Raw genomic sequence first — 26,145 nt, forward strand, 5'->3', positions numbered from 1 at the left:
GTATGCAAGCTGAAAAAAATGAATTCTTTTGACTTAAATGATATTTTTAAAAAGAATGTAGGTGAATTTATACTTACATTTTCAGAAATTGAATTTGGTCTAGGTGTTATGATTTCATATTTAGAAAATGGAATTCAAGATAACCCTTTAAAACCTGATATAATTGGACTTAACTTGGATGATAAACGTAAGCGGATTAGAAACGGATTAAAGGAAAATTCAGAATTATCGAAGTTGTGGAGTAAAATTGAAGGCAAAATTTCGGATTGTAATGAATTTCGGAGATTAATTGCTCACGGAATTGTATCTAACCATTTACCTAATCCAAGTTTACAAGGTTTGATTAAGGTAAAAACGAGAAATGGTGTCAAAGGATTTAAATTTAAGGATATTACTAATGAAGAAGTAGAAAAAAAACTTAAAAAACTAATTGATATAAATTCAGGTAAAATCGGTCTTGGAGTTTTAAATTCTGAAATTAAAGAATGGAAAAAAATAAAAAGTCAGTGCTAACAATTTACAAACGAAATCATTGTAAATAATTATGAAAAAACAAGTTCTGATAATATTTTTACTTCTGATTTCAATGAAATCTTTTGCTTGCTCTTGCGAATGCAATTGGAATTGTCGATTTGGAGCAATCTCTGATAATCAAGAGTTTGTTGCACTAATCAAAGTAATTGAATATTCGGACTTTTTAGAAGAAGAAATCTACGGTTACGATGGAAAAATGCCTTATTCAATGACAGTTGAAGTGGTTAAAAAGTATAAAGGTTCTGAATCTCGAAAAAGATTTAAAGTTTGGGGAGATAACGGAATTCTATGTCGACCATATATTGCAGAATTTGAAGTTGGAAAATATTATTTAATTGCACCATCCAAAATAGAAAATGATTTAGATGATGAACAAAATGGAGATTATGATTTTTTCTCTTGTTGGAACGATTATTTGAGAGTAGATTATGACAAAAAAATAGCTTATGGAGAATACTCTTGGTGGCGGAAAGAAATAACTCTTGAGAAGTTTGAACAGAAACTCGAAAAATAACTGTTTATGATATAGTATAACTACTTCTCAATCTTTCCTTAACCAACCCAATACGCTAGTTTCATCAATAATCCATTTTCCGTTTACTTGTTTTAAACCTAATTGGTCTCTAGATTGTTTCCCAACGTTTTGTTGTACAATTTCAACATAACTATCTTCTACTCTACTCACAATAGCTACATGTCCATAAGGGTTAAACATATTTCCTTTAAAGACAACCAAATCATTAACTTTTGGTTTGCTACTACTACCATTAGTGTATTGTAGTAAATTCCTATCTCTATTGATGCTACCATCTGCTATTTCAGTATTAAAAAAATCGACAGCATGTCCATAACTATTAGGCATTTTATGGTTGAGATGTTGGTAGTAGTAGCGTTTTACAAACTCTACACACTGCCATTTTAAACCAAGATTATAACCGTCTTTGGTTAAATGCCTACCAGAAGTATTTCCCATACTTTTATTGTAAATAACATACACTTCGTTAAATACATCTAGTGTATCACCAATGTTTTTAACCTTAAAGGTTTTAGGAGATTGAACTGTTAGTTGTTGCAACTCTTGAGTAGTCACAACGTCTTGCTTAGGTTCTTGTTTACAAGACACAAGCAATAAAGCAACAATAACTACTAAAATTAGGTTAGTTTTCAACAAAGTCTTTTAAAACCTCTATAACGTAGTCTACTTCGTCTTTAGTATTAAAACTACTGAACGAAAAACGTACCGAAGGTTTTTTTAGTTGTTCTTCATCTAGTATTTGAGACAACACATGAGAGCCTAAAGTGCTTCCGCTTTGGCAAGCACTTCCTTTAGAACACGCAATTCCTTTTAAATCCAACTGAAAATGTAACATTGGTGCTTTTTCTGGTGCAATTGGTAAACATACATTAACCAATGTGTATGTGCTGCTTTCAAAACACTTACTAGCTCCATTAAAGCTTGCTTGTGGTAAAACGTCTTGCAGCTTAGTAATGAAATAATGCTTTAAATCTGATATATAAGCGGTTTCTTCTTCTAGAGTGTTGTAGCTTATATTAAGAGCTTCTTCCATACCTACAATATCGTGTATAGCTTCAGTACCTGCTCTAAAACCACGTTCTTGCTCACCTCCAAACACTGATGCTTTTAAACCAGAGTTTTTTCTTATAAAAGCAAACCCTACACCTTTTGGACCATGAAATTTATGTGCACTAGCTGTAATAAAATCAACAGCTACATCTTGTAAATCTATTTTATAATGTCCAACTGATTGCACAGTATCACTATGAAACAGCGCTCCATTAGCTTTACACAATTGCGCAACACGCTTTATGTCTAAAATATTTCCTATTTCGTTATTAACATGCATTAAAGACACTAAAGCTTTTTCAGTAGATGTTAATACCGTTTCTAGATGTTCAATATCAATGTTACCATCGTCTAACAATGACACAAAATGAAGCGAAACGTTATACTCATTACTCAATGCTTCTAGTGTATGTAGTACAGCATGATGCTCAATTTTAGACGTAATAATATCGGTTACTCCTAAATCTCTTACAGCACTTCTAAGTATTAAATTATCGGCTTCAGTACCACCTGCAGTAAACACAATTTCTGATGCTAAAGCATTAAAATGTTTAGCAATTGATTTTCTTGAATTTTCAATTAAAGCTTTAGATGACCTACCAAAACTATGTGTAGATGAGGCATTTCCAAAGTTGCTCATCATCACTTCTGTCATCTTATTCACAACCTCTGCACGCATAGGCGTGGTTGCAGCATTATCAAAATACACTTTCTTCATGCTGCAAAAATACTTCAAATAAAATTATTTGCATCTTACTGCGTTATAAGTTTATCAAATCTTTTATTTTTGTTTCCAAATCAAATACAATGCGAAAAATACTCTATATATTTTGTCTAAGTTTACTGTTAACAAGTTGCGATGATGGTGATATTCTTGAAATTGAATTAGACTTTGAAGATGACCTTACGTTGTGCGATCAATTTGAAGATGAATACAGCTTATATAAGATTAAAGCAGACCCTTATGAATCGTTGAGCATTGTTTTTCCTTCCAATACTAATAATGATCAAATTTTCAATCCTCCAACTGATGAAATCCCTTTTGAAGGTACTATAACAGGAAGTGTTAGGTTTATTTACAGAACTTATGATGGAAATCCAGAAAATCTTTTCTGTACTCTTGTTCCTGGTTCAGACGTTAATATTATTAGCGATAATGAAAGTGAATCAATAGATATAGACTTCACCTCTACTTTTGTGGATGATGATGATGATGGAATTCCTTCTGAATTTGAAGATTTAAATGGTAATGGTAATTATGATGACGATGACTTTGATGGAGATGGTATACCAAACTATATCGACCAAGATGATGATAATGACAATGTATTAACCATTAACGAAAATCATAATTTTAGTACTGAAGATGGCTTAGCTAACGCTGTAAACACTGATAACGACACGTACGACCACGATAACGATCCTACAACTCCCGAAATACCTTTACCTAACTATTTAGATAATGACGATGATGGTGATGGTGTATTAACACGTTATGAGGATGAAAATATGGACAAAAACCCAACTAACGATTTTGCTATAGATGCAACTATTGCAAGGTATTTAGACGCAGATGCTGCTGATACTTTTGTGGTTGATGAGTTTATAGACAATACTTACACTAGAACAGTGACTACGAATTTTGAAATTAATGACCCTTTCAATTTAGGTGCTTTAAGTATGGATTATTACTTCTTTGGAACTTATGAAACTATAATTACGTTTCCTGAAGAAGACTAATTCACGTTTTGGTAAATATAAACCTCAGTAGCTCCTAAACCATATTTTTTGTAGTCTGCGTCGTAAAACTTGATGTTGTCATAGCGTCGAAACAATGTTTCTAATTCCATTCTTAGAACGCCTTCTCCTACACCATGAATAAATACTATTTTTTGAATTCGCTTTTTTATTGCAAATTCTAGTTGTCGTTGAGCTGTATCTAACTGTAAAGTTAACTTTTCATGACTAGTCATTCTAGAATCATGATCAGTAAGCTTGTGTATGTGAAGATCAACTTCCATTGCAGGATTATTACGCTCTTTAGGCTTTATCTTAGGAAGTTTTCGTCTTTGTTGCTGCTCTTTTTCTTGAATAACAGCACTAGCACTTTGTGTAGAAAACAATTCAGATTGTATTGAAGCATCAGTTTTTATAAGTTCGCTTGCAGGAAATTCAAACACAAAACCATCAGGAGTTTCAATACTCACTTGTGCATCAGAAGTTTTTAAAACAACACCAGAAATATCTTCATCTAACACTGAAACTTTATCGCCTTTTTTAAATTTCATTGTGCAGTATCATTATCAGATTCGTTAGTGTCATCGTTTTTATATTTACTAGGAATATTACGAGAAGTCCTGTAAATACCCATCATTAATAGTACAATTCCTGCCATTAGCAAATAAACACTTTGTCCATCACCTGCTTTGGCATAAATTGCAATAATTCCGCCAGATAAAATCAAAATAAAATTTATAGTTCTTGATAAACTCATGTGTTTGCCTATTAAAAATACGTTATCTATAAAGTAATAGATACAAAAGTAAAGCATTATGCTAAATCGTTCAAATTTTCACTAAAAAACAAAGAAACCTTAGTTTCATTTTTAACTTTTTTTACATTTGTAAGAACTAAAACAGTACCATGTCGCAATACGAAGACTATATGTTACCTTGCTTAAACAAAAAGTTGTTTGGCTTTGAGTGTATGGGTTGTGGCATGCAACGATCGGTTGCACTTATTCTTGAAGGCGACTTTATTGGTGCATTTTTTATGTATCCTGCTATTTATACACTTATACTCCTTTTTGGGATGCTAATAGTAAATGCGCTTAAGATTTATGAAATTTCTCAAAAAATTATTCTTACATTGGTAATCATTAACATCGTTATTATTGTAGGTAACTTTTTACTAAAAATAATCTAATCAAAACTAAAATTATGGAACAACAAAAACTCAACCCAACTATTGTTTATGTATTAGCAATTCTAGGATTACTATGCTGCTGCATAGGAGGTTCAGGATTTATCCTTGCTGGTATTGCTTTTTTTATTGCGCAAAGTAAATTAAAGCAAGCGCAAGCAGCCCCTGAAAACTACGATCATGATAGTGTTAAAGCTATGAACACTGCCAAAATTGTAGCAATGGTAATACTAATAATAAATATAGCATACTTAATTTTTACTATATACCGAATTTCAACAGTTGGTTGGGATGAGATGATGGAACAGTCCAGAGAAATGATGGAACAGTACCAACAACAAAATCAATAAATGAGAAAAGCGACCAAATGGTCGCTTTTTTTATTACATTTGAACACTAACTAAACAAAAAATTATTACATGGAACAAAAACCTACAAGACCTAACAGTTACTTAGCCTTAGCTATAATAAGTACCATTTTATGCTGTTTACCTTCTGGTATTGTGAGCATTATTTACGCTACAAAAGTTAATTCATTATATGAAGATGGAAAGTATGATGAAGCAGTACGTGCTTCTAAGAATGCAAAAACTTGGGGAATTGTTTCTGTGGTTATTGCACTTGTAGGATGGTTACTTTATATTTTAATCTTTGGAGTTGCAATGCTTGGAGCAATTGCTAATGGTGGTTACTAAGTCAAAAAAAATAGTAATATATACAAGTATAGTGATAGTGTTTTTAGGAATGCTATCACTATATTTTTTTTGGAATCCGTCTAACCATGCCTTTTTTCCTAAATGTCCTTTTTATGCTCTTACTGGCATTTTCTGTCCTGGTTGTGGTAGTCAAAGAGCAATACACAAGTTAATTAATGGCGAAATTATTGAAGGTATAAGACACAACTATCTAATACTTCTTCTATTTATAGTTTTAGGGTATCAGTCTATCTTATTTTTGCTTAACAAGTTCACCACAACATCCTATAAAAACCTAACTCATAAACCAATTACTACAAAAGTAATTTTAGTAATTGTTATTCTGTTTTGGATACTTAGAAATATTAGTGTTTTTCCGTTTACCGAGTTAGCACCTTAACAAAAGAAAGCAACCAAATGGTTGCTTTTTTTCTTATAAATTAATGTCAGTTTTTAAAATAAGGAAGCTCCAACTACTGCTCCTATTAAAATTAAAGCGTATAAAGAAATAACTACAATAGTAAAAATCCCGATAAACTTATAGTGAGATTTTAGGTTTGCAAACGCCTTTTTAAAGTCTTGATTATTGCTTAGTCTTAACGCACTTTTCATGTTTTTAGAAAACCTAAATAAGTATAACACAGGAAACAAATAAACAAGCGCTAAAACAACATATACAAACGCTACACCAACAGCGTATCCTGCTCCATACGCTCCATCAAATCCACTGTTTGCAATGCCTCCTGAAATGGCCATAATCAATGCTCCAATAAGCATAAAACCTATTCCTACAAATCCTAATATTGATAAAATATAAGACCATTTAGATGTTTCTTTTAAATAATCAATAATCTCTTGATTAACGTCTAATTCAAAGCTTTTAAAAGCCGATTGCTGTTCCATAAATTTAGTTTTCAAATTGTTTTAATGTCTTTGTTATAATTGACACACAGTCTAACAGTTGCTCTTTGTTCATTACTAAAGGTGGTGCAAATCTAATAATGTTACCATGTGTTGGTTTAGCTAAAAGACCATTATCTCTTAATGCCAAACAAATATTCCAAGCTGTATCACTATCTTCATCATCATTTATAACAATAGCATTTAGCAATCCTTTTCCTCTAACTAAATTAACGGTAGAACTTGTTGCAATGTATTTATTCATTTCCTCACGGAATAATTGTCCTAGTGCTTCAGCATTTTCAGCTAGCTTCTCGTCTTTAACCACTTCTAAAGCAGCAATAGCAACAGCAGCAGCAACAGGATTACCACCAAAAGTACTTCCGTGGTTTCCTGGTTTAATCACATTCATAATGTTATCGTTTGCTAACACAGCCGAAACAGGATAAGCACCTCCAGATAATGCTTTACCAAGAATTAACATATCTGGTTTTACATTTTCATGGTCTACAGCTAACAACTTTCCTGTTCTAGCAATACCAGTTTGTACTTCATCTGCAATAAAAAGCACACCATGAGCTTCACATAATGCCTTTGCTTTGGCTAAATACCCTTCACTTGGCACATAAACTCCTGCCTCTCCTTGTATTGGCTCAACCATAAAACCTGCTACGTTAGGATTGTTTTTTAAAGCAGTTTCTAAAGCTTCTAGATTATCGTATTCAATTTTTATAAACCCTTTAGTGTAAGGTCCAAAGTTTTTACGTGCTACAGGATCGTTACTAAACGATATAATTGTAGTAGTTCTTCCGTGGAAATTGTTTTCGCAAACAATAATTTCAGCATCGTTTTCAGAAATACCTTTTACTTCATAAGCCCATTTTCTACAAAGCTTTAAAGCCGTTTCAACAGCTTCAGCTCCTGTATTCATTGGCAATAATTTATCAAACCCAAACATTTCAGTTGCATACTGCTCATACTTTCCTAGCATATCGTTATAAAACGCTCTAGAAGTTAAGGTTAATGTTTTTGCTTGCGATACCATGGCATCTACAATTTTTGGGTGACAATGTCCTTGGTTAACTGCAGAGTAAGCCGATAAAAAATCATAATATTGCTTACCTTCTACATCCCAAACATGGACACCTTCTCCTCTACTCAACACTACAGGTAACGGATGGTAATTGTGTGCACCATACTTGTTTTCTAAATCTATCGCTTGTTGCGATGTTAATTGGTCTAAAACAGCCATTTTAAAAAAATTTTAATTGTGAAAAAATAACCATTCCTGCTCTACCTTTATTCTTTCATAAGCGTTGCGCAACCATTTTTGAAGTTATGGTGACGCTTAGAAAAAGCAGCGTGGGAGAGAAATCATCCCTAGAGGATGTAAATTTAGTAATTTCTGCACGATTTATAAATAATCACAATCAATTTTAAGTGTAGAATTTTATAAAATGCCACTATCTTTGCAATCAAAATTTTAAGCACATGGCAAGACGAGAACGCAATAAGTTTGTAAAACGTGGCGAAACGATAGATATCTTAATAGAAGATTATGCTTTTGGTGGTAAAGGTATAGGACGTATTAGAAATGAACATGGCGAGTTTGTTGTTTTTGTGCCTAATACTTTACCTGGTCAGTTAGTGAAAGCTCAGGTTAAAAAATCGAGTAAAAAATATGCCGAGTGTAAGTTGCTTGATGTTTTAAAACCTTCTGAAGATGAAGTAGAAACTCCTTATCAAGATATTCCTGGTGCACCTTATATTCAGCTGCCAATAGACAAACAGCATGACTATAAAACGCAAAGTACATTAGAACTTTTTAAGCGTATTGGAAAAGTAAAGGATATAGAAACCAAGTTTGATGAGTTTGTAAGTTCACCTAATACATTTCATTATCGTAATAAAATGGAATATGGCTTTTCAGCTATTGGTTATAATCGTGAAGCTAAAACCGATGTAGACGAGTTTACACTTGGGTTTAAACGTCGTGGTCTTTGGTGGTGTGGTGATAACTTAAATAGCGATTCTGGTTTATTCGATGCGCAGTTAGAAAACCACCTTAAAGACATTAGAGCGTATTGCGAAAACACAGGATTAGCACCATGGCATGCTCCTAAAAAAGAAGGGTTTTTCCGCTTTTTCGTGGTAAGAAAATCCTATAAAACCAATAAGCTGCTATTCAATTTAGTGACTACTTCTTATGATTTAGACCAATTTGATTTAAATGCATTTGCTAACTATTTAGTAGAATTGTTTGGAGATAGAGTTGCTGGTTTATTACATACCATTAATGACGAAATTGGAGATAGAACCATTGCTACCACTGGAAACATAAGCTTAGTTTATGGTGAAGATAAAATAGTTGAAGAACTACTAGGTCTCAATTTTGAAATTAGTATGAAAAGCTTCTTTCAAACCAACCCAAAATGTGCTGAAAAACTATACTCTAAAGTAGCTGATTATGCTTTAGAAAATAAAGACGCTATAGACAATACCGTTGTTTTAGATTTATTTTGTGGTACAGGAACCATAGGACAAATAGTTGCTAGCAAATCCAACAATGCTAAAATTGTTGGTGTAGATATTGTAGCTTCAGCCATTGCAGATGCTAAAGAAAATGCCAAACGAAACAACATTAAAGGCTTAGAATTTTATGCTGCTGATGTTGGTAAATTCTTAACCGAGCATCCTGAGTTTAAAAACAAAATAAGAACCATTATCTTAGATCCTGCTAGAGCTGGTATTGCGCCAAAAACTTTAAATAAAATAATAAACCTAGGCGCAGAACGTTTGGTTTATGTATCTTGCAATCCAGCCACACAAGCTAGAGATACTGAGCAATTAATGCAGTCAGGATATGAAATAAAAAAGCTTAGTCTTGTGGATCAATTTCCACATACAGCACATATTGAGACTGTGGTTTTATTTGAAAAGTAAGCTATTACAAAAAATCTTGTGTAGACTATCACTGAAAAAAGAAAAATTATAATGATAAAAAAAATTAGCGTCTTAGTCTTTTTAATTGCTGTCCTATTTTTAGGCTGCGAAAGAGATGACATTTGTTCTGAAGCAACAGCAACTACGCCACATTTAATCATACGTTTTTATGACGTTAATGATACTGATGAACCTAAAACTGTAAGACAACTTACTGTTACTGGTCAAGGTGTCGAAGATGAAATTGTTTCTAGCACAACTACTGACTCTATACTCTTACCGCTAAGGTTTCAAAACGAAGGTGAAACCATTTCAACTTTCTTTGAATTAAAAAAAGACACCGACTACGACACTAATGGTAACGATAGTAACGCTTCAAATACTGATGTTATTGAAGTAAGCTACACACCAGAATTTATATACGTATCAAGAGCTTGTGGTTATAAAAGTATATTTGCAGGCACTGAAATTGACGTCATTGAAGCCGATGACGATGACGTATGGATTATAAACGCATTAACCGTAAACACTACAATTGAAGATGAAAAAGGAGCACACATCAATATCTATCATTAGTCTGGTATTTTTGATGTTATGCTCCATAACATCATTTTCGCAAAATACAAATGAACAAGAAGACAGCGAAACATCTAATGACACTCTTGTTTTTAAACAAAAATATGGATTGAGACTAGGTATAGACCTTAGCAAACCTGTGCGTTCTTTTTTAGATGACGATTATACTGGGTTTGAAATAAATGCCGATTACAGACTTACCAAAAGACTTTATCTAGCAGGAGAGCTTGGTACTGAAGAAAACAACTTAGTTACTGATTACCTCGATGTCACTTCAAAAGGAAGTTACTTTAAAGCTGGAGTTGATTACAACATGTACCTAAACTGGTTAGACATGGAAAATATGATTTATGGTGGACTTAGAGCTGGAGTGAGCACCTTTAGTCAAACATTAAACAATTACACCATTTACAATCCTGACCAATACTGGAATGAGCCTTTTTCTCCTTCAGATACTAAAGAGTTTGATGGTTTGTCAGCTATTTGGGCTGAACTTATTATTGGTATTAAAGCCGAAACTTTAAACAATTTATATGTTGGATTAAACCTTCAACTAAAAGGTTTAGTAAGCGAAAATGCACCTAGCGATTTTGAAAATCTTTACATTCCTGGATTTAACCGAACCTATGACAGCGGACGTTTTGGAATAGGATTTGGATACAATATATCTTACCTAATACCTATCTACAAAAAAGATAAGAAAGTCGCTAAAGAAGACTAAAAATTGTGTATCTTTTCAATGAAAATGATCACAATTTATGGACAAGGAAAGCATTGCTGAACTTTTAGAATCGAATCATCAGATTTTAATTGATGTGTTAAGTTCTCAAGATGATGAAAAATGGCAGCAAGGTCCTGAAGGAAAATGGACTTCTGGCCAGCAAGCATTACATTTACTTCAAAGCATAAAACCACTTAACGATGCATTAAGTCTTCCTAAGTTTATTATAAAATATCGGTTTGGAACAGCTAATAGAGCTGTGAGAGATTACGCAATTGTTGTAAATAGATACCAAGAGCGATTACAAGAGTCTAAAGGTATCGTTTATGGTCCATCAAAAAACATGAAAGTTCCTTTGCTAAAAGACAAAAACTACATTTTAAACCGCTTACAGGTTGAGAACAAAAAACTACAATACAAGACTCGAAAGTTATCTGACAAACATTTAGACACACTTATTTTACCTCATCCTTTAATGGGAAAAATGCCTTTACGAGAAATAATAATGTGGACTGCTTATCACGTAGAGCACCACACAAAACAGTTACAAGAAAACTATTAATCAATTAACTATATACTTATGAAAAAAACACTTCTATTTATCGCATTTTTAACACTTTCACTTAATGCCAATGCACAATACGTTAACGTTTGGAAAGATGGTAAACTCACCTTTGAAACAAAACAAAAAATTGATACTGAAGGAGATGAAGATGAAACCGATTATGATGGAGAAAATGATGTTTTAGGTATAAATATGCAAATTGTTACTATTAACCAAAACGTTGATAAAAATTCAAACACTCTTAAACTTGTGAGCAGAGAAGGTTGTAAAAATATGTATATGGCTATTATTGAAGATGGTCGTCCTTTCTTGCCTAACTATATGAGCCACTACACTGTTTGTCGTGATGGTGAAGATTATGTTTTAAATGCTGTAATTTATAGAGAGGACAATAAAAAAGCATATGATATAAACCTATATTGCTATGATATTAGTGTAAAACAAGGTGTTAAAATTCTGGAGTCCTTCAAGTTTTTAGACTAGTCCATATATTTAGCTTTCTTACTACCTTCATACATTTCGTATTTTACTAAACGAGATTCTAACTTAGCATTAAACAGTTTTATTTTTCGTGAAGGACGTAAGCCTACAAACTTTAGCGCATCTAAGTTAGAGGTAATAAACCAAGCATGAGTTCCTGGGTAACCTTGTTTTAGGGTATCACCAATATTGGTGTAAAACTTCTCCATGTCAATATCTAAACGTTCTCCATAAGGCGGATTAAAAACCATGTGCAACTTTTTATCTCCTGCTTTTTGGGTCTTAAAAAAGTCTTCATGCTGAATGCTTATAAACTCATCTAGATGTGCATTTTTTATATTGTCTTTTGCTTTTTTAACAGCACTTGGTGACTTGTCGTAACCTATAATTTTATGATGAAAATCTCTGGTCTTTTTCAGTAAAGACTCTTCAATGGTTTCAAATAAATCCACGTCCCAATCCTGCCATCTTTCAAAAGCAAATTCTTTTCGCATTAAATTAGGCGGAATATTACAAGCTATCATTGCTGCTTCGGCTAAAATGGTTCCACTACCACACATTGGGTCCATAAAATCACTCTGTCCATCCCAACCAGATAACATAATCAATCCTGCAGCTAGCACTTCGTTTATTGGTGCAATGTTGGTAGCTGTTTTATAGCCTCTTCTGTGTAACGATTCTCCTGATGTATCTAACGAAATGGTACATTGTTGCCTATCGATATGGACATTTATTTTTAAATCCGGAAAACGTAAATCTACATTAGGTCGCTCTTGAGTAGTATCTCTAAATTTATCTACAATAGCATCTTTTGTTTTTAATGCAATGTATTTTGAATGTGTAAACACATTAGAATGTACTGTAGCATCAATTGCCAAAGAACCTGTAGGTTTCATGTAGTTTTCCCAAGGCATTTTGTACACCTTATCATATAAATCTTGCTCAGTTACAACTCTAAACGTTTTTATGGGTTTAAGAATTTTTATGGCTGTTCTTAATCCTAAATTGGCTTTGTACATAAATCCTTTATCACCAACAAAGCTTACATTTCGCACTCCCTTTTTAATGTCTTGTGCACCTAATTGCAATAGCTCTTTTTCTAGTAAATCTTCAAAGCCAAATAAGGTTTTGGCAACCATTTTAAAATTATTCTCCATACATAAATGCCTTATAGTACTTTCAAAATTCAAAAATACTTTATTTTTGCCAATGCTTATAAACTGTAAGACGATATTCTTAGAAAATTCCACTAGTTGATGAACAAATATTTATTTCCTGTATATGCAGTAATTTTGGGTGTTTTAATCGTATTGATTTACAAAAAGAAAAACCTACACTCTAAATTATTACTTTCTTTTAGTGGTGCGTTTCTATTAGCTTTAACGCTTTTTGAGTTACTCCCAGAAGTTTATCATCACTTAGAAGCCAAAAAAACAGGCTTACTTATAATGACAGGTATTCTTATACAGGTTATTTTGGAGTTTTTCTCAAAAGGTGCTGAACATGGTCACGTACATCATGAAGACACCAAGGAATTTCCATGGTTACTTTTTATAAGTTTATGTATTCATAGCTTTTTAGAAGGGTTCCCAATACATCAACATAACGATATTGTTTATGGCGTATTAGTACACAAAATACCAATAGCTATAGTAATCACAGGGTTTTTACTAGAATCAAGATGTAATAAATTACAAGTAGTTCTGTTTTTAATTTTGTTTACTGCAATGACGCCTTTAGGAACATTTATTTCTAATCATACAAGTATGCCTGCCAATTATGTAAATGCAATTAACGCTATTGTAATTGGTATATTTTTTCATATTTCTACAGTTATTCTTTTTGAAAGTGATGAAGGACATAAATTTAGCTTAACCAAACTAGTTGCCATATTACTAGGTATTGGAATGGCTTATGTAATTTAAAAGGTATGTTTAGTAAAGAAGAATCAAGACGACTGCGTCAAGACTTTTGGATAAGCTTTGGAAAATCATTTCCAAGGAAATGGACGTTATACGACACCAAAATAAAAGGCTTTAGCTTTAAATTTCATTTTGACACCAAAAAAGCACTTATAGCGCTAGACATTGAAGACGATTTAGAAAACCGTATCACCTACTGGGAAAAACTAGTATCACTTAAATCTATTTTAACCCAAGATTACTTACCTGACGTCATTTTTGAAGAAGAATACTTTCTAGAAAATGGTAAAGAAATATCAAGAATTTATCTTCCATTAGAACAAAAGGTGTCTATTCACAATAAAAGTACATGGCAAGATGTAATGGTGTTTTTCAATGAAAATATGAGCAAGTTTGAAGATTTCTTTGAAGACTACAAAGAGGTAATCAAGGATTAATTTATAGGTTTAACCATTCGGTAATCGTCCATCACAAAACCATTTCCTATATCCATTACCAATGCTTCAACGGTTTTAAACCCTAGTTTTTCATAAGCTTTAATAGAATTGACATTGTACTTATTCACTGTCAACTCAATGTTCTTGCAATGTAACGTGTTAGCTCTACGTTCAACAAACTGCATTGCTGTTTTTCCTATTTTTTTTCCTCTGTAATTAGAAAGCACATAAATCTTACTTAAAAACAACGCATCTCGCTTTTTCTTAATGCAAATATATCCTACAGGCACAGTTTCAAAAGTGATTAAATAATACTCAAAACCTTCTTTTACTTGCTGTTGTATAGCTTTTTCTGATTGAAACTTCTCTAGCATATAAGCTACTTGTTCAGCTCCAATAATAGGTGTATAATGTTCGTTCCAGATAATAAAACCTAAATAGGCTATCTGTTTGTAATCGTTGGGTGCTGCAAGTGTAATTTCTGTCATCTATTAAAAACTAAAGCACGTAAAAATAAATCATAAAAAAATGACAAATGGCGCCTCCAAGAACAAAAAGATGCCAAATCACATGGTTATAAGGAATACGTTCTACAGCATAAAACACAATACCAATGGTGTAAAACAATCCACCAGCAAACAATAATAACACTCCATTGCTTCCTAAAGCGCTTGAAACATTAGAAAAATCGAACACAATTAACCAACCCATAACCAAATACAGTAAGGTTGAAAACACTTCAAACTTTCCTGTAAAGAATAGTTTTAGCACAACGCCAAAAGCAGCAATTCCCCAAACAACCCAAAACAAAAGCCAACCAAGACTATCTGGTAATGCAATGAGCAATACAGGAGTATATGTTCCTGCAATGAGCATGTAAATACTAATGTGATCTACTATCCTGAAATAATGCTTTCGCTTTTCTCCTTTTACAGCATGATAAAAAGCGGATGCACTAAACAAAACAATTATTGAAATGCCATAAACTATTACGCTAAATAAACTCCAAGGCAACTTCACTTGTAAGGCTGAGAGAATAAGTAAAACCAATCCTGCAATTCCCAACAAAGCACCAAGTGCATGACTCCATGTGTTTAGACGTTCTTCAAAAGGTGTTTGTATTCTCATTCTTTATCAACAGTAGGTTTTGGGTTTAACCATTTATCGGTAAGATCATAAAAATCAATATCAACAGCAGGTTTTTGACGTACTAATAATCCATTTTGAAACGCACGTTCTAAAATATCTTCAATAAGATAATCCTCTTTCACATTCAAAGGGTCAAACTCTTTTTTAAGCGAAATATCAAACAGTTTTGCAGTGTTTTGAAACCAGAAAGCGCGCCAACCACTTCTAAGGTCTTTAATGAGCTCAAAAGTTGTTTTACCAGTCTGCCTATGAATTAGTTTTATGAGTATTTGTCCTTCGGTTCGAGTGAGTTTTTTTAATTCTGCCGAAAACTCTTCTTCAATATATCGCTGAATTATCTTTGCATACTGCCTACGTTCTCGTTTAGAATCTAGAGTTGCTAAACGTTCATTTAAAGTTTCTAATCGTTCAGCAGCTAGTTTTGCATAAGGATATACTTTTATAGTTTTTCGTTTTAAAATAAGATAGCGCTTTCGGTCTTCACTACTATCAAACTTCAACTTATTGAGCAGAATAACTTCATCTAAATCAATTGTAGTTCTTGGAACCGAATCACCTTCAATTATAATCCATTCAACCTCTGTTGTATCTTTTTCTACAACAGGTCGTAATTGGGCAAATGCCAAAAACGGAAACAAAATAAAGATGTAGGTTATTTTATGCATACACAGTATATAATCTAAAAGTATTCCAAACTTTTAGGTACTTAAAACGTACTGACCAAAATTAATAATTTACAACCTCTAAAACCTTAAAATCGTATTAATATTATTATTTTAGTCCAAAATAATTGAATATGGCAAAAAAGAGTATACTGAATAAAAAGTCAATGGACTTTTTAGAAAAATATTTAAACAATGCGTCTCCAACTGGTTATGAATGGGATGGACAAAAACTATGGATGGAGTACTTAAAACCGTATGTTGATGAGTTTATTACTGACACCTACGGAACTGCTGTTGGTGTTATAAACCCTGAAGCAGAATACAAAGTAGTTATTGAAGGTCATGCTGATGAAATTTCGTGGTATGTAAACTATATTACTGACAACGGATTAATCCATGTAATTAGAAATGGTGGTAGCGATCACCAAATAGCACCAAGTAAAATTGTAAACATCCATACCAAAAAAGGGATTGTAAAAGGTGTATTTGGTTGGCCTGCAATTCATACCAGGAACAAAGCAAAAGAGCAAGCTCCTACTTTAGAAAACATCACTATAGATGTTGGTGCAAAAGACAAAGAAGAAGTTGAAAAAATGGGTGTTCATGTAGGTTGCGTCATTACCTATCCTGATGAGTTTCATATATTAAACAAAGACAAGTTTGTATGTCGTGCATTAGATAACAGAATGGGAGGTTTTATGATTGCTGAAGTTGCGCGTTTACTTCATGAAAACAAAAAGAAACTGCCTTTCGGACTTTACATAACAAACTCTGTACAAGAAGAAATAGGACTTCGTGGTGCTGAAATGATTACGCAAACCATTAAACCAAATGTAGCTATAGTTACCGATGTAACTCATGACACCACTACTCCAATGATTGACAAGAAAAAAGAAGGTCATCTAGAACTTGGTTTAGGTCCTGTTGTAGCTTATGCACCTGCTGTACAGCAAAAACTACGTGACTTAATTACTGATACTGCTGAAGAAAAGAAAATACCGTTTCAGCGTTCAGCATTGTCAAGAGCTACAGGAACTGATACTGATGCTTTTGCTTATAGTAATGGTGGCGTTGCATCTGCATTAATTTCTTTACCTTTACGCTACATGCATACTACGGTAGAAATGGTACATAAAGACGATGTAGAGAATGTTATCAAGTTAATTTATGAGTCTTTATTAAAGATTAAAAACGGAGAAACATTTAGCTACTTTAAATAAGATAGCAAATGTCATTGTGAGACCTTTAGGTCGTGGCAATCTTGCAGTTGAATAAAACAAACTATGTCTGTTCGAGCGCAGTCGAGAACTTGAAAAAAGGTATCTCAAAAAACATCTCGACTCCGCTCGATGGGACAACGCTTATTTAAATGGATGAATTAATCGACATTGTTGATGCCTCTGGTAACCCAACAGGAGAAACCGCTTTAAAATCTGTAATCCATACAAAAGGGTTTTTTCATAATACTGCTCATGTTTGGTTTTACACTAAAAATGGAGACATTTTACTAGCGCAACGAGCAGCTTCAAAAACCATTTGTCCGTTACTATGGGATGTTTCAGTTGCTGGTCATATCGATGCTGGAGAAAGCATTACACAGGCAGCAGTTAGAGAAACCAAAGAAGAAATAGGTTTAGCCATTTTAGAACAAGACCTTAACAAGATTGGTGTTTTTGAATGTTTTCAAAGCTACGATAATGGTATTGTTGACAATGAATTTCATCATACTTTTATGACAGAATTAAAGGTAGACATTAATCAACTAACACCACAAAAAGATGAAGTTGAAGCTTTAAAACTTGTTAGCTTTTCTACATTTCAGTCCTTATTGAATAACAGTGAAACCAACAACCATTTTGTAGCTAGCAATAGAGTCTACTACACTATTATTTTTAATGCTATCCAAAAAAACTGTAGTAAGTTTTAATATTTTACTTAATTTTCAACTATGAATCTACTCCTCCTTGCGATAGCTCCTGTTATAATGATTATCCTTTATATTTATTTTAAAGATAAATATGAAAAAGAGCCCAAACGGTTAATCTTATATTGCTTTTTGTTTGGTGGCATTGGAAGTATAGCGATTACAACTTTTCTTTACCTTGTAACAGATAGTGTTATTCCAATACCTTTTAACACAAGTATTTTTGACCAATTCATCAAAGCTTTTTTTATTGTTGGATTAGTTGAAGAGTTTAGCAAATATGTCATTGTACGCTATTTTGCTCAGCCTAAAAAAGACTTTAACGAGCCTTTTGATGGCATTGTATATGCTGTGGTAGTTTCAATGGGTTTTGCAGCTACCGAAAACATTATGTATGTGTTTGAAGGTGGTTATAAAATTGCATTTTTAAGAGCCTTTACTGCTGTTCCTGCACATGCTACCTTTGGTGTATTAATGGGCTATTTTATGGGTAAAGCAAAGTTTTCTAATAACAGAATAAAACTAAATCTTATAGGTCTTGCATTGGCAACCCTATTCCATGGTGCTTACGATTTCTTTTTGTTTATCGACTTTATTCCTGGTATTTGGGTAGGTGCTTTTGTCTCGCTAGCTGTTGGATTATTCCTAGCTAGAAAAGCCATAAAACGCCATCAAAACGATTCGCATTTTAAACTAGATTAATTATGCAAATACAGGTTTGGTGCTTAACTTAGCAGTATGAAGAACACTATAGCCGAACGTATTGCCGATTTCCTTAAACGCTTCCCTCCTTTTGATTTGCTTAAAAAAAATCAGTTGTTGGAGATTGCTGTTCAGGTTACCATTAAGTATCTCGACAAAGGACAGATAATCTACAACCAAAACGACACATTACACCAGCATTTTTATATTATTCACAAAGGTGCTGTGTCACTAAAAAAGACTATTAACAACACGTCTGAAGTGATTGATAAGTTTGACGAAGGCGATGTGTTTGGACTTCGTCCGCTTTTCGCACAAGAAAACTATGCCATTACCTCCATAACCGAAGAGGAATGTATATTATACAGTATTCCTATTGAGGTTTTTAAGCCGATGGCCGAAAAAAACAAAGAGGTAGGTAAATACCTTTTGGAGAGTTTTGCTTCCAATACCGAAAACCCTTTTTCTAAAGAGCATCAACTGCGCTTTTTTTCGGATACCGAAATTGTCTTAAACCCAACCGACAACTTATTTGAGCTACAACCAGTAAGCTACATTAAAAAAATTGTTACTGCTAAGCCTACTTCAAAAATTAAAACCATTGCGAAACTGATGAGTTCCAAAAACATTGGCTCAATAATTATTGAAGACAATAATTTGCCCTTAGGTATTGTTACCGATAAAGACCTTAGAAATAAAGTTGCTACTGGCTTACATACCATTAAAGAACCTGTTAAAAATGTAATGAGTGCTCCTGTGCTTTGCTACCCTAAAAACTTAACCATTGCTCAAGCACAAATTACCATGATGAAACATAAAATTGGGCATTTGTGTATTACCGAAGATGGCACACCAAACTCTAAACTTATTGGTTTAGTCTCTGAGCATGATATGACACTTATGAAGGGAAATAACCCTTCTGTATTAATGAAAGCAATTAAACGAACTAACAGTACCAAAGACCTTAAACGTGTACGAGAAAAAATAGCCATTTTACTAAAAGGCTATATCCTACAGAATATTCCATTGACACATACAAGCAAGATTATTTTTGAATTAAATGATGCCACAATAAAGCGAATTATTGAACGATGCCTTGAGAAAATGAAAGAAGAGCCTCCTGTTAAATTTGCGTGGATGTCTCTTGGCAGTCAAGGACGTAAGGAACAGCTTTTACAAACCGATCAGGACAATGCCATTGTGTTTGAAAATGTCCCAAAAGAAGAACTTGAAACCGTTAGAGACTATTTTTTAAAACTAGCAAAAAAGGTTAACAAGCGATTAAACACTATAGGTTTTGAGTTTTGTAATGCAGATATGATGGCTAAAAACCCTAAGTGGTGTTTAAGTCTGGATGAATGGAAAGCGCAATTCAGTAACTGGACCTCCAATACAGGAAATGATGAAATCCTACTCTCTTCTATTTTCTTTGACTTTGATATTAGTTATGGTGAAGCATCACTCACCAATGCCTTGTCAGACCACGTGTTAAGCATAACCAAAACCAATTCGGTGTTTTTAAGCAAATTGGGTGTAAATGCTTTAAGAAGTGCATCGCCTCTTGGTTTCTTTAGACAGTTTCTTGTTGAAAGTGATGGTAAGCATAAAGACTTTTTCGATTTAAAAAAGCGTGCGCTTATGCCTTTAATTGATGCTGGTCGTTTGCTAACACTAACGTATCAAATCAAAAACATCAACAATACTGCTGAGCGTTTTGAAAAACTTGCCGAACTGTTTCCTGAAAACAAGGAACTTTACTTATCGTCTTCTTATGCGTTTAAGGCTATCCTTAAGTTTAGAACCAAACACGGACTTCTAAATAACGACAATGGAAGATTTATTGCTCTTGAAGTCTTAACCAAAGAAGAAAAGATGAAACTAAAGCGTTGTTTTAAAACCATAGCAACACTGCAAGAGTTTATTAAAATAAGGTTTAACCTAAGTACTCTAGTGTAATGCTATCGTTTTTTAAAAAACAACCCGAACCTAATTACCCTAACTACTGGCTAGACTATGAAGCTTTGTTTACAAACTCCAAAGGCTCTGAACTTCACAATACACGCTTTGTTGTTCTTGATACTGAAACGACTGGTTTTGATTATGAAAAAGACCGTGTACTATGCATAGGTGCTGTAGAGGTCTATAATAATGAGATAAATATTGCCAACACCTTTGAAGTATATATTAAACAAGAGCATTTTAACGAAAATACTGTAGAGATTCATGGAATCATAAAAAACGAACGTATTGAAACCACAACCGAAGAAGATGCCTTAAAGCTATTCTTAAATTATATTGGCAATAGCATTTTAGTGGCGCATCATGCACGATTTGATATCACTATGATTAACAAAATGCTTCTGCGTCATAACTTACCCAAACTTAAAAACAGGGTTTTAGATACTGTAAATTTATATCGCGCGACACGCATTAAATCTAACCTTATTAAACAAGATAAATACACCCTTGACGAAATTGCAGAAAACTATGTACTTGATGTCTCTGATAGACATACAGCTGCTGGTGACGCATTACTTACAGCAATTATTTTTTTAAAAACCACTACACTACTAAAAACCAACAAAGGTTTAACCTTAAAAAAACTCTTCAAGTTATAAGAAGTAGTCTTAACGCTTCAAAGGTTTCGAAAACGTTTTAGTTTATGTACCTTTACAGCTCTAAAATTATAATTTCATGACGAACTTTAAAACATCTGTTAATAACACAGATCATTTTGAAATTTCAAACGAAAACATCCAAAACCTTGATGTCGTTCCTACAAAAGCAAATACATTTCACATCCTAAAAAACAATCAGTCTTTTAATGCTGAAATCATAGAAAAAGATTTCAATAACAAAACCTATGCTGTGAAAGTAAACAACACAGTATATAATGTTGCAATTGCTGATTATTTAGATCAACTTATTAAAGACATGGGGTTTGAAGTAGGTGCTTCAAAACATGTAAACGATATAAAAGCGCCTATGCCAGGGCTTATCCTAGATATTAGCATATCACAAGGTCAAGAAGTTAAAGAAAATGACACATTGCTTATCCTTGAAGCTATGAAGATGGAAAACGTATTAACATCTCCACGTGATGGTGTTATAAAAACCATTTCTGTAGCAAAAGGCGATGCTGTTGATAAAAACCAACTATTAATAGAATTTGAATAATATGAAGAAGATTTTAGTAGCAAACCGAGGCGAAATTGCCATTCGTGTGATGCGAACTGCAAAAAAAATGGGTATAAAAACGGTTGCCGTTTATTCCACTATAGATAGACATGCGCCACATGTAAAATATGCTGATGAAGCTGTTTTAATTGGTGAAGCACCTTCTAATCAATCGTACTTATTAGGTGATAAAATTATACAAGTCGCTAAAGACCTTAACGTAGATGCCATTCATCCTGGTTATGGATTCCTTTCTGAAAATGCTGACTTTGCCGAATTATGCGAAGCTAACAACATTACCTTTATAGGGCCAAAAAGTAAAGCCATAAAAATTATGGGAAGCAAGCTAGCAGCCAAAGACGCTGTTAAAGCTTATGATATCCCTATGGTTCCTGGAACCGACGAAGCTATTACAGATATTGCTGAAGCCAAAAATATAGCCACAGGCATTGGGTTTCCTATCTTAATAAAAGCCTCTGCTGGTGGTGGCGGAAAAGGTATGCGTATTGTTGAAAAAGAAGCCGATTTTGAATCACAAATGGATCGTGCTATTAGTGAAGCTGTTAATGCCTTTGGTGATGGTTCGGTGTTTATTGAGAAATATGTAGCATCTCCGCGTCATATTGAAATTCAGGTGATGGCAGATACACATGGTAACGTCATTCATTTATTTGAGCGCGAATGTAGTATTCAACGTCGTCATCAAAAAGTGGTTGAAGAAGCGCCATCATCTGTACTAACTCCAGAGTTACGTGCTAAAATGGGTGAAGCTGCTGTAAAAGTGGCAAAAGCCTGCAATTATATTGGTGCTGGAACAGTTGAGTTTTTATTGGATGAAAACCACAACTTTTACTTCTTGGAAATGAATACGCGTTTGCAAGTAGAACATCCTGTTACCGAATTAATCACAAAAACCGATTTGGTTGAACAACAAATTCGTGTGGCTCGTGGTGAAGTTTTAGCTATAAAGCAAGCCGATTTAAGTATTCATGGTCACGCTTTGGAGCTACGTGTTTATGCCGAAGATCCGCTAAACGATTTCTTACCAAGTGTTGGTCATTTAGATGTGTATCAATTGCCAGTTGGTGAAAACATTCGTGTAGATAACGGTTTTGAGCAAGGTATGGATATTCCTATTTATTATGACCCTATGCTTTCCAAATTAATCACTTACGGAACTACGCGTGATGAGGCTATTCAACTTATGATAAAAGCGATAGAAAACTATCAAATTGAAGGTATTCAAACCACTCTTCCATTTGGAACGTTTGTTTGTGAACACGATGCTTTCCGTTCAGGTGATTTTGACACTCATTTTGTTAAAAAACATTACTCTCCAGAAGCCATTAAAGCCAAACAAGAAACTGAAGCAAACATTGCAGCACTTATTGCTGTAAAACAGTATCTGGAAGACCAAAACGTATTACGAACTTGTCATTCCGCACTTGATGCGGAATCCAAGAGAAATTGACAAAGTGGATACTGCATCGGAGCGCAGGATGACAAAGAAAATGATACAAGTACAACGAGATAAAATTAGAACAATTGCTTGTCATTCCGCACAGAGCCTGTACTAAACTTGATTTGATAATGCGGAATATATATAAAATAATTAATAGTGAAACATTTTTAAAAACACATCAACTTTTGTCATTCCGTGCTACGACACGGAATCCATAAAAAATCATTTAAATGTTTTAAAAAATGAAAGGAAATTATTACCAATTTTATGTTTACATATTAACAAATAAAAAGAATGGAACACTTTACATTGGTATGACAAATAATTTAGAACGAAGAGTATTTGAGCACAAAGCAAAACTTATAGAAGGTTTTACTAAAAATTATGGATTAGACAAATTAGTGTACTTTGAACAATTTCAATATGTAAATGATGCAATAAAAAGAGAAAAGCAATTAAAAAATTTGAATAGACAATGGAAAATTGACCTAATTGAAGCTGAAAATAAAAACTGGAATGATTTAGCAGAAGATTGGATATATTAAGTGGATCCTGCGTCGGAGCGCAGGATGACAAAACAAAAACATACATGCTATGCAAGACAAAATAAAAGACTTAAACGAAAAATTAGCCCAAGCCTATTTAGGTGGTGGCGAAAAACGTATAGAAAAACAACATGCCAACAAGAAACTAACGGCTCGCGAACGCGTGCAATATGTATTAGATGAAGGCTCGTTTGAAGAAATTGGTGCTTTAGTGACGCATCGTACCAAGGACTTTGGCATGGACAAACAACAGTTTTATGGCGATGGCGTTGTAACAGGTTATGGTACTATTGATGGTCGCTTGGTGTACATCTTTGCGCAAGACTTCACCGTATTTGGTGGTTCACTTTCTGAAACTCACGCCGAAAAAATTTGTAAAATTATGGACCTTGCTGTAAAAGTTGGCGCACCATTAATTGGGTTGAATGATTCTGGTGGTGCTCGTATTCAAGAAGGTGTGCGCTCGCTTGGTGGTTATGCTGATATTTTTTACAGAAACGTACAAGCATCAGGTGTTATTCCGCAGTTATCTGCCATTATGGGACCTTGTGCTGGTGGTGCTGTATATTCTCCTGCCATGACCGATTTTACCCTTATGGTTGAAAACACCAGTTATATGTTTGTAACTGGGCCAAATGTGGTTAAAACTGTGACGAATGAAACTGTAACTTCTGAAGAACTTGGTGGTGCATCTACACACGCATCAAAATCTGGTGTAGCTCATAAAACGTCAACAAATGATGTGGAATGTTTGGAAGACGTCAAGAAACTATTGAGTTACTTACCTCAAAACAACCAAGAAAAGCCAAAAGCCTTACCGTTTGAATTAGGTGATGAATTGAGAGAACAATTATCTGACATTGTTCCTGATAATGCCAACAAGCCTTATGATATGCATGAGGTAATTTCTGGTATTATTGACGAAGATTCATTTTACGAGATTCATAAAGACCATGCCGAAAACATTATTGTTGGTTTTGCGAGATTAGGCGGAAAATCTATTGGTATTGTTGCTAACCAACCTATGTTTTTAGCAGGTGTATTAGATGTAAACAGCTCTAAAAAAGCAGCGCGATTTGTACGTTTTTGTGACGCATTCAATATTCCGTTGTTAACGCTAGAAGATGTTCCTGGATTCTTACCTGGAACTGACCAAGAATGGAATGGTATTATTGTTCATGGTGCTAAATTATTGTATGCTTTTAGCGAAGCCACTGTACCAAGAATAACGGTTATCACCCGAAAAGCGTATGGTGGTGCTTATGACGTAATGAACTCTAAACACATTGGTTCTGATATGAACTTTGCATGGCCTAGTGCTGAAATTGCTGTAATGGGTGCCAAAGGTGCTGCAGAAATTATCTTTAGAAAAGAGATAAAAGATGCTGATGACCCTGAAGCAAAATGGAAAGAAAAAGAAGCTGAATATGCTGAAAAATTTGCTAATCCTTACAGTGCTACAGAACGTGGTTTTATTGATGAAGTGATTTTACCAAAGGATACACGACGTAAATTGATAAAAGCCTTTGCGATGCTTGAGGACAAACATGTAGACTCGCCAAAACGTAAACATGGTAATATTCCGTTGTAATTTTTAGTATCTTTATGATAATCAACTTTTAATCATACTATTATGAAAAAATTACTGGTATCACTAACACTATTGGTGTTTTGCGTAACAGGGTTTGCGCAAACTCCAGAAGAAATGAAAGCATGGCAGGACAACATGACTCCTGGCAAATACCATAAATGGTTAGCTGCTATGAATGGTGAATGGAACGCTACTGTAAAAATGTGGATGGATCCTTCGCAACCACCTTCAGAGTCTAAAGCAACTACCACTAACGAAATGATTATGAATGGACTTTACCAACGTTCATCGCATAATGGTGAAATGATGGGAATGCCTTTTATGGGAGAAAGCATTACAGGCTATGATAATGCTAAAAAAGAATTTATTGCCACTTGGATTGATAATTTTGGAAGCAGTATCATGCTCATGAAAGGACAGTTGGATGAAAAAACCAACACCTTAACCCTTGAAGGCAGTATGCTTGATCCTGCAAGCGGACAAGACATGCAAGTCAAAGAAGTGTTTACCGTATTATCTGAAACCTCTCATAAATTTGAAATGTTTATCGTTATGGGAGACCAAGAAATGAAAAGCATGGAAATAGTTTACACAAAAAAAGACTAAAATAGTGTCAATTTCACAAAAAAAGAGCTCCTTAATTATCGATT

General features: G+C 33.8%; 34 protein-coding genes. 24 read left to right on the forward strand and 10 right to left on the reverse strand.

Annotation, left to right across the window (positions count from 1 at the left end; all coding sequences use genetic code 11):
• The first annotated feature begins 18 nt into the window (after positions 1-18).
• Both DMZ43_RS08125 and DMZ43_RS08130 read left to right on the forward strand, forming a co-directional pair.
• Positions 19-513 carry a hypothetical protein gene (locus DMZ43_RS08125; RefSeq protein ID WP_131507311.1) on the forward strand — a complete coding sequence of 165 codons (495 nt, stop codon included), beginning with the start codon at positions 19-21 and terminating at the stop codon, positions 511-513.
• A gap of 73 nt (positions 514-586) precedes the next feature.
• Positions 587-1,048, forward strand: a complete 462-nt coding sequence (locus tag DMZ43_RS08130) for a hypothetical protein (RefSeq protein ID WP_238155797.1) — start codon at positions 587-589, stop codon at positions 1,046-1,048.
• A gap of 27 nt (positions 1,049-1,075) precedes the next feature.
• Here DMZ43_RS08130 and DMZ43_RS08135 read toward each other — a convergent pair whose 3' ends face one another.
• Positions 1,076-1,702 carry a CHAP domain-containing protein gene (locus tag DMZ43_RS08135; protein ID WP_238155798.1) on the reverse strand — a complete coding sequence of 209 codons (627 nt, stop codon included), beginning with the start codon at positions 1,700-1,702 and terminating at the stop codon, positions 1,076-1,078.
• Positions 1,692-2,837, reverse strand: a complete 1,146-nt coding sequence (locus DMZ43_RS08140; protein WP_131507315.1) for a cysteine desulfurase family protein — start codon at positions 2,835-2,837, stop codon at positions 1,692-1,694. Before DMZ43_RS08140 ends, DMZ43_RS08135 begins: the two co-directional genes overlap by 11 nt.
• Positions 2,838-2,926: 89 nt before the next feature.
• On the opposite strand from DMZ43_RS08140, the gene DMZ43_RS08145 reads away from it, so the two are divergent.
• A complete protein-coding gene (locus DMZ43_RS08145) occupies positions 2,927-3,859 on the forward strand; it encodes a hypothetical protein (RefSeq protein WP_131507317.1) in 933 nt (310 codons plus the stop codon).
• Here the strand turns inward: DMZ43_RS08145 and DMZ43_RS08150 are convergent.
• Together DMZ43_RS08150 and DMZ43_RS08155 are read right to left on the reverse strand one after the other, a co-directional pair.
• Positions 3,856-4,407, reverse strand: a complete 552-nt coding sequence (locus tag DMZ43_RS08150) for a Smr/MutS family protein (protein WP_131507319.1) — start codon at positions 4,405-4,407, stop codon at positions 3,856-3,858. The two genes, DMZ43_RS08145 and DMZ43_RS08150, sit on opposite strands and share 4 nt — an antisense overlap.
• Positions 4,404-4,613 (reverse strand): hypothetical protein, encoded by a 210-nt coding sequence (locus DMZ43_RS08155; protein WP_131507321.1) that lies wholly within the window; start codon positions 4,611-4,613, stop codon positions 4,404-4,406. Before DMZ43_RS08155 ends, DMZ43_RS08150 begins: the two co-directional genes overlap by 4 nt.
• A 149-nt stretch (positions 4,614-4,762) precedes the next feature.
• On the opposite strand from DMZ43_RS08155, the gene DMZ43_RS08160 reads away from it, so the two are divergent.
• From DMZ43_RS08160 to DMZ43_RS08175, 4 genes are all read left to right on the forward strand, one after another.
• Positions 4,763-5,044 carry a DUF2752 domain-containing protein gene (locus DMZ43_RS08160; protein WP_129760746.1) on the forward strand — a complete coding sequence of 94 codons (282 nt, stop codon included), beginning with the start codon at positions 4,763-4,765 and terminating at the stop codon, positions 5,042-5,044.
• A 14-nt stretch (positions 5,045-5,058) separates the two neighbouring features.
• A complete protein-coding gene (locus tag DMZ43_RS08165) occupies positions 5,059-5,391 on the forward strand; it encodes a CCC motif membrane protein (protein WP_131507323.1) in 333 nt (110 codons plus the stop codon).
• A gap of 69 nt (positions 5,392-5,460) precedes the next feature.
• Positions 5,461-5,736: a CD225/dispanin family protein gene (locus tag DMZ43_RS08170; RefSeq protein ID WP_129760744.1), complete on the forward strand. Its 276-nt coding sequence runs from the start codon at positions 5,461-5,463 to the stop codon at positions 5,734-5,736.
• A gap of 49 nt (positions 5,737-5,785) precedes the next feature.
• Entirely contained in the window at positions 5,786-6,136 is a 351-nt protein-coding gene (locus DMZ43_RS08175) for a DUF2752 domain-containing protein (RefSeq protein ID WP_161566742.1), read from the forward strand.
• 53 nt (positions 6,137-6,189) lie between these two features.
• Here DMZ43_RS08175 and DMZ43_RS08180 read toward each other — a convergent pair whose 3' ends face one another.
• The gene (locus DMZ43_RS08180; RefSeq protein ID WP_131507327.1) at positions 6,190-6,639 is read right to left on the reverse strand and encodes a DUF5362 family protein; all 450 of its coding nucleotides are present in this window, start codon (positions 6,637-6,639) and stop codon (positions 6,190-6,192) included.
• A 4-nt stretch (positions 6,640-6,643) separates the two neighbouring features.
• Positions 6,644-7,888, reverse strand: coding sequence for an ornithine--oxo-acid transaminase (gene rocD / locus DMZ43_RS08185; RefSeq protein ID WP_131507329.1), 1,245 nt, complete (start codon positions 7,886-7,888; stop codon positions 6,644-6,646).
• Positions 7,889-8,127: 239 nt separating this feature from the next.
• On the opposite strand from rocD, the gene rlmD reads away from it, so the two are divergent.
• The 5 genes from rlmD to DMZ43_RS08210 are packed head-to-tail and all read left to right on the forward strand — an operon-like array spanning position 8,128 to position 11,924.
• Positions 8,128-9,579: a 23S rRNA (uracil(1939)-C(5))-methyltransferase RlmD gene (rlmD, locus tag DMZ43_RS08190; RefSeq protein ID WP_131507331.1), complete on the forward strand. Its 1,452-nt coding sequence runs from the start codon at positions 8,128-8,130 to the stop codon at positions 9,577-9,579.
• 51 nt (positions 9,580-9,630) lie between these two features.
• Positions 9,631-10,155, forward strand: a complete 525-nt coding sequence (locus DMZ43_RS08195) for a DUF6452 family protein (RefSeq protein WP_131507338.1) — start codon at positions 9,631-9,633, stop codon at positions 10,153-10,155.
• Positions 10,121-10,876 carry a DUF6048 family protein gene (locus tag DMZ43_RS08200; protein WP_187347852.1) on the forward strand — a complete coding sequence of 252 codons (756 nt, stop codon included), beginning with the start codon at positions 10,121-10,123 and terminating at the stop codon, positions 10,874-10,876. Before DMZ43_RS08195 ends, DMZ43_RS08200 begins: the two co-directional genes overlap by 35 nt.
• 37 nt (positions 10,877-10,913) lie before the next feature.
• Positions 10,914-11,438, forward strand: a complete 525-nt coding sequence (locus DMZ43_RS08205; RefSeq protein WP_131507340.1) for a DinB family protein — start codon at positions 10,914-10,916, stop codon at positions 11,436-11,438.
• 18 nt (positions 11,439-11,456) lie between these two features.
• The gene (locus DMZ43_RS08210) at positions 11,457-11,924 is read left to right on the forward strand and encodes a hypothetical protein (protein ID WP_131507342.1); all 468 of its coding nucleotides are present in this window, start codon (positions 11,457-11,459) and stop codon (positions 11,922-11,924) included.
• Here DMZ43_RS08210 and DMZ43_RS08215 read toward each other — a convergent pair.
• Positions 11,921-13,078: a class I SAM-dependent RNA methyltransferase gene (locus tag DMZ43_RS08215; protein WP_129760736.1), complete on the reverse strand. Its 1,158-nt coding sequence runs from the start codon at positions 13,076-13,078 to the stop codon at positions 11,921-11,923. The genes DMZ43_RS08210 and DMZ43_RS08215 overlap by 4 nt on opposite strands.
• 99 nt (positions 13,079-13,177) lie before the next feature.
• Between DMZ43_RS08215 and DMZ43_RS08220 the strand changes: the two genes are divergently transcribed.
• Both DMZ43_RS08220 and DMZ43_RS08225 read left to right on the forward strand, forming a co-directional pair.
• Positions 13,178-13,846 (forward strand): ZIP family metal transporter, encoded by a 669-nt coding sequence (locus DMZ43_RS08220; protein WP_131507344.1) that lies wholly within the window; start codon positions 13,178-13,180, stop codon positions 13,844-13,846.
• Between the two features lie 5 nt (positions 13,847-13,851).
• Positions 13,852-14,280 (forward strand): DUF4268 domain-containing protein, encoded by a 429-nt coding sequence (locus DMZ43_RS08225; RefSeq protein WP_131507346.1) that lies wholly within the window; start codon positions 13,852-13,854, stop codon positions 14,278-14,280.
• Here DMZ43_RS08225 and DMZ43_RS08230 read toward each other — a convergent pair.
• From DMZ43_RS08230 to DMZ43_RS08240, 3 genes are read right to left on the reverse strand one after another with little or no spacing between them, the layout of a single operon-like run.
• Positions 14,277-14,768 (reverse strand): GNAT family N-acetyltransferase, encoded by a 492-nt coding sequence (locus DMZ43_RS08230; protein ID WP_131507348.1) that lies wholly within the window; start codon positions 14,766-14,768, stop codon positions 14,277-14,279. The genes DMZ43_RS08225 and DMZ43_RS08230 overlap by 4 nt on opposite strands.
• Positions 14,769-14,778: 10 nt before the next feature.
• Positions 14,779-15,408 (reverse strand): hemolysin III family protein, encoded by a 630-nt coding sequence (locus DMZ43_RS08235; RefSeq protein WP_131507349.1) that lies wholly within the window; start codon positions 15,406-15,408, stop codon positions 14,779-14,781.
• Complete coding sequence (locus DMZ43_RS08240; protein WP_131507351.1) at positions 15,405-16,094, reverse strand: DUF4294 domain-containing protein; 690 nt, start codon at positions 16,092-16,094, stop codon at positions 15,405-15,407. The genes DMZ43_RS08235 and DMZ43_RS08240 overlap by 4 nt, the downstream gene beginning before the upstream one ends.
• Before the next feature lie 131 nt (positions 16,095-16,225).
• On the opposite strand from DMZ43_RS08240, the gene DMZ43_RS08245 reads away from it, so the two are divergent.
• The 10 genes from DMZ43_RS08245 (at position 16,226) to DMZ43_RS08290 (ending at position 26,101) form a co-directional block, all read left to right on the forward strand.
• Entirely contained in the window at positions 16,226-17,314 is a 1,089-nt protein-coding gene (locus DMZ43_RS08245; protein WP_131507352.1) for a M42 family metallopeptidase, read from the forward strand.
• A 149-nt stretch (positions 17,315-17,463) separates the two neighbouring features.
• Positions 17,464-18,021, forward strand: a complete 558-nt coding sequence (locus DMZ43_RS08250) for an NUDIX domain-containing protein (RefSeq protein WP_131507354.1) — start codon at positions 17,464-17,466, stop codon at positions 18,019-18,021.
• Positions 18,022-18,042: 21 nt separating this feature from the next.
• Positions 18,043-18,720 carry a PrsW family intramembrane metalloprotease gene (locus tag DMZ43_RS08255; protein WP_131507356.1) on the forward strand — a complete coding sequence of 226 codons (678 nt, stop codon included), beginning with the start codon at positions 18,043-18,045 and terminating at the stop codon, positions 18,718-18,720.
• 36 nt (positions 18,721-18,756) lie between these two features.
• Positions 18,757-20,676, forward strand: coding sequence for a DUF294 nucleotidyltransferase-like domain-containing protein (locus DMZ43_RS08260; protein WP_131507358.1), 1,920 nt, complete (start codon positions 18,757-18,759; stop codon positions 20,674-20,676).
• On the forward strand, positions 20,676-21,338 hold the full coding sequence (locus tag DMZ43_RS08265) for a PolC-type DNA polymerase III (RefSeq protein ID WP_131507360.1): 663 nt from the start codon (positions 20,676-20,678) through the stop codon (positions 21,336-21,338). The genes DMZ43_RS08260 and DMZ43_RS08265 overlap by 1 nt, the downstream gene beginning before the upstream one ends.
• A gap of 76 nt (positions 21,339-21,414) precedes the next feature.
• The gene (locus DMZ43_RS08270) at positions 21,415-21,897 is read left to right on the forward strand and encodes an acetyl-CoA carboxylase biotin carboxyl carrier protein subunit (RefSeq protein WP_131507362.1); all 483 of its coding nucleotides are present in this window, start codon (positions 21,415-21,417) and stop codon (positions 21,895-21,897) included.
• Between the two features lies 1 nt (position 21,898).
• Positions 21,899-23,368 carry an acetyl-CoA carboxylase biotin carboxylase subunit gene (gene accC, locus DMZ43_RS08275; RefSeq protein ID WP_131507364.1) on the forward strand — a complete coding sequence of 490 codons (1,470 nt, stop codon included), beginning with the start codon at positions 21,899-21,901 and terminating at the stop codon, positions 23,366-23,368.
• A gap of 233 nt (positions 23,369-23,601) precedes the next feature.
• The gene (locus tag DMZ43_RS08280) at positions 23,602-23,904 is read left to right on the forward strand and encodes a GIY-YIG nuclease family protein (RefSeq protein ID WP_131507366.1); all 303 of its coding nucleotides are present in this window, start codon (positions 23,602-23,604) and stop codon (positions 23,902-23,904) included.
• Positions 23,905-23,953: 49 nt separating this feature from the next.
• Positions 23,954-25,495, forward strand: a complete 1,542-nt coding sequence (locus tag DMZ43_RS08285) for an acyl-CoA carboxylase subunit beta (protein ID WP_131507368.1) — start codon at positions 23,954-23,956, stop codon at positions 25,493-25,495.
• A 42-nt stretch (positions 25,496-25,537) separates the two neighbouring features.
• Complete coding sequence (locus DMZ43_RS08290) at positions 25,538-26,101, forward strand: DUF1579 domain-containing protein (RefSeq protein WP_131507370.1); 564 nt, start codon at positions 25,538-25,540, stop codon at positions 26,099-26,101.
• Positions 26,102-26,145 lie beyond the last annotated feature (44 nt).

Source organism: Meridianimaribacter sp. CL38 (genome assembly GCF_004328055.1).
Taxonomy (GTDB): Bacteria; Bacteroidota; Bacteroidia; order Flavobacteriales; family Flavobacteriaceae; genus Gaetbulibacter_B; species Gaetbulibacter_B jejuensis.

What these genes read in the sequence shown, in the direction of transcription:
- DMZ43_RS08140 (WP_131507315.1), bottom strand. Translation starts at nt 2,837, where the DNA reads ATGAAGAAAGTGTATTTTGATAATGCTGCAACCACGCCTATGCGTGCA.
- DMZ43_RS08260 (WP_131507358.1), top strand. Translation starts at nt 18,757, where the DNA reads ATGAAGAACACTATAGCCGAACGTATTGCCGATTTCCTTAAACGCTTC.
- accC (WP_131507364.1), top strand. Translation starts at nt 21,899, where the DNA reads ATGAAGAAGATTTTAGTAGCAAACCGAGGCGAAATTGCCATTCGTGTG.
- DMZ43_RS08225 (WP_131507346.1), top strand. Translation starts at nt 13,852, where the DNA reads ATGTTTAGTAAAGAAGAATCAAGACGACTGCGTCAAGACTTTTGGATA.
- DMZ43_RS08270 (WP_131507362.1), top strand. Translation starts at nt 21,415, where the DNA reads ATGACGAACTTTAAAACATCTGTTAATAACACAGATCATTTTGAAATT.
- DMZ43_RS08155 (WP_131507321.1), bottom strand. Translation starts at nt 4,613, where the DNA reads ATGAGTTTATCAAGAACTATAAATTTTATTTTGATTTTATCTGGCGGA.
- DMZ43_RS08130 (WP_238155797.1), top strand. Translation starts at nt 587, where the DNA reads ATGAAATCTTTTGCTTGCTCTTGCGAATGCAATTGGAATTGTCGATTT.
- DMZ43_RS08205 (WP_131507340.1), top strand. Translation starts at nt 10,914, where the DNA reads ATGGACAAGGAAAGCATTGCTGAACTTTTAGAATCGAATCATCAGATT.
- DMZ43_RS08195 (WP_131507338.1), top strand. Translation starts at nt 9,631, where the DNA reads ATGATAAAAAAAATTAGCGTCTTAGTCTTTTTAATTGCTGTCCTATTT.
- DMZ43_RS08200 (WP_187347852.1), top strand. Translation starts at nt 10,121, where the DNA reads ATGAAAAAGGAGCACACATCAATATCTATCATTAGTCTGGTATTTTTG.
- DMZ43_RS08210 (WP_131507342.1), top strand. Translation starts at nt 11,457, where the DNA reads ATGAAAAAAACACTTCTATTTATCGCATTTTTAACACTTTCACTTAAT.
- DMZ43_RS08170 (WP_129760744.1), top strand. Translation starts at nt 5,461, where the DNA reads ATGGAACAAAAACCTACAAGACCTAACAGTTACTTAGCCTTAGCTATA.
- DMZ43_RS08285 (WP_131507368.1), top strand. Translation starts at nt 23,954, where the DNA reads ATGCAAGACAAAATAAAAGACTTAAACGAAAAATTAGCCCAAGCCTAT.
- DMZ43_RS08220 (WP_131507344.1), top strand. Translation starts at nt 13,178, where the DNA reads ATGAACAAATATTTATTTCCTGTATATGCAGTAATTTTGGGTGTTTTA.
- rocD (WP_131507329.1), bottom strand. Translation starts at nt 7,888, where the DNA reads ATGGCTGTTTTAGACCAATTAACATCGCAACAAGCGATAGATTTAGAA.
- DMZ43_RS08215 (WP_129760736.1), bottom strand. Translation starts at nt 13,078, where the DNA reads ATGGAGAATAATTTTAAAATGGTTGCCAAAACCTTATTTGGCTTTGAA.
- DMZ43_RS08165 (WP_131507323.1), top strand. Translation starts at nt 5,059, where the DNA reads ATGGAACAACAAAAACTCAACCCAACTATTGTTTATGTATTAGCAATT.
- DMZ43_RS08235 (WP_131507349.1), bottom strand. Translation starts at nt 15,408, where the DNA reads ATGAGAATACAAACACCTTTTGAAGAACGTCTAAACACATGGAGTCAT.
- DMZ43_RS08230 (WP_131507348.1), bottom strand. Translation starts at nt 14,768, where the DNA reads ATGACAGAAATTACACTTGCAGCACCCAACGATTACAAACAGATAGCC.
- DMZ43_RS08125 (WP_131507311.1), top strand. Translation starts at nt 19, where the DNA reads ATGAATTCTTTTGACTTAAATGATATTTTTAAAAAGAATGTAGGTGAA.
- DMZ43_RS08280 (WP_131507366.1), top strand. Translation starts at nt 23,602, where the DNA reads ATGAAAGGAAATTATTACCAATTTTATGTTTACATATTAACAAATAAA.
- DMZ43_RS08175 (WP_161566742.1), top strand. Translation starts at nt 5,786, where the DNA reads ATGCTATCACTATATTTTTTTTGGAATCCGTCTAACCATGCCTTTTTT.
- DMZ43_RS08265 (WP_131507360.1), top strand. Translation starts at nt 20,676, where the DNA reads ATGCTATCGTTTTTTAAAAAACAACCCGAACCTAATTACCCTAACTAC.
- DMZ43_RS08240 (WP_131507351.1), bottom strand. Translation starts at nt 16,094, where the DNA reads ATGCATAAAATAACCTACATCTTTATTTTGTTTCCGTTTTTGGCATTT.
- DMZ43_RS08290 (WP_131507370.1), top strand. Translation starts at nt 25,538, where the DNA reads ATGAAAAAATTACTGGTATCACTAACACTATTGGTGTTTTGCGTAACA.
- DMZ43_RS08245 (WP_131507352.1), top strand. Translation starts at nt 16,226, where the DNA reads ATGGCAAAAAAGAGTATACTGAATAAAAAGTCAATGGACTTTTTAGAA.
- DMZ43_RS08145 (WP_131507317.1), top strand. Translation starts at nt 2,927, where the DNA reads ATGCGAAAAATACTCTATATATTTTGTCTAAGTTTACTGTTAACAAGT.
- DMZ43_RS08180 (WP_131507327.1), bottom strand. Translation starts at nt 6,639, where the DNA reads ATGGAACAGCAATCGGCTTTTAAAAGCTTTGAATTAGACGTTAATCAA.
- DMZ43_RS08250 (WP_131507354.1), top strand. Translation starts at nt 17,464, where the DNA reads ATGGATGAATTAATCGACATTGTTGATGCCTCTGGTAACCCAACAGGA.
- DMZ43_RS08160 (WP_129760746.1), top strand. Translation starts at nt 4,763, where the DNA reads ATGTCGCAATACGAAGACTATATGTTACCTTGCTTAAACAAAAAGTTG.
- DMZ43_RS08150 (WP_131507319.1), bottom strand. Translation starts at nt 4,407, where the DNA reads ATGAAATTTAAAAAAGGCGATAAAGTTTCAGTGTTAGATGAAGATATT.
- DMZ43_RS08255 (WP_131507356.1), top strand. Translation starts at nt 18,043, where the DNA reads ATGAATCTACTCCTCCTTGCGATAGCTCCTGTTATAATGATTATCCTT.
- rlmD (WP_131507331.1), top strand. Translation starts at nt 8,128, where the DNA reads ATGGCAAGACGAGAACGCAATAAGTTTGTAAAACGTGGCGAAACGATA.